The organism is Gammaproteobacteria bacterium, from assembly GCA_003696665.1.
Classification (GTDB): domain Bacteria; phylum Pseudomonadota; class Gammaproteobacteria; order Enterobacterales.
Genome location: RFGJ01000641.1, coordinates 1 through 1196, shown reverse-complemented (window position 1 = coordinate 1196; position 1196 = coordinate 1). Strand labels below are relative to the sequence as shown.

The window sequence follows — 1196 nt, the reverse complement described above, 5'->3', positions numbered from 1 at the left end:
GCGCTGCATGTTCTCCGTACCAACAACCGGTACGGCCTCCAGCATTTGCAAAATCGCATCAACCTCCCATTCTGTCAACGCGACATTAATACATTGCATACCAGGTTGTGCCATCATATCCCTCGTGTTTATTTGTCGTCGTGTTGAATCTAATATCTCCTGCCACTGGTGCCGCACTGTTGTCTGTGACCCGTAACCTGCCATTGACCACAATTAGTCTATTGTCAAACTCACCATAAATCAATGGCGTGGTTGTACTAGAATTGGCTATATACAGTCTGTTAGAATTAGTTTCACTGTACCCAGCCTGATAACCGATGAAAATACAGCCAGTAGTGCCAACAGCATTGTACCCAGATTGGGAACCGATAAAAGTATTAGTACTTGCAGTTCCAATGTTGTACCCAGACAAATATCCAATGAGTACATTATCATTTGAAGAAGAAGTGATATATCTCCCAGCTCTAGCTCCAATTAAAGTATTTTTCGATGCTGAAGAATAAACTCCATTCCCATATCCAGCTTGGAAACCAATAAATGTATTCAGGTCTCCAGATGTTTTATATAAACCACTCTGTACACCAATACCAACATTAGCCCACCCAGCATTATTATTCATTGATTGCTTTCCTATGGCTATGTTGCTGGTTGTTGTAGTAATCCCATAGTTCGCATATGTTCCAATACCAATATTAGATGAGCCAGTAGTAACTCTGTTCAGCGCACCATACCCAATGGCAATATTTTCTGCCCCCGTTGTCAAATTTACCAGTGTCTCATTCCCGACAGCCATGCACCGATAGGCTGTTGTAGCCTGTTTCATCGAATTACCACCAAGCGCGAAATTTCCGTAGCCTGTTGTTAGACTGGATAAAGCACTTGAACCAATGCCAACATTATCTGTTCCCGTCACGCTGCCGTTGCCTGCACCATTCCCGACGAACACATTACCATTAGCATCACTCAAAAACATACGATTGGCAGATGTATCAACACTCCAAATGGTTGACCCACTGGTGTTGTTTATACTAAGCACAACCCCATCAGTCATAGGTTGCATCGTGTCCCCCGTCTTGTCCACTGCCCCCGCCTGCGCCGCCGTCACCCCGTGCGGGTTATCCGTGCGCGATGTATGCGCGTCCAGTTCCGCCTGCGTTGCCACATCCACAAATTCCAAACCAGTTTCCCCGGAATTT

The 1196-nt window shown here is 45.2% G+C and carries 1 protein-coding gene; it reads right to left on the bottom strand.

The annotated features are described in order from the left end of the window. Window positions 1-85 precede the first annotated feature (85 nt). Window positions 86-1196 (bottom strand): hypothetical protein (locus D6694_15375; protein RMH34168.1); only part of this gene is annotated, 1111 nt, incomplete at its 5' end.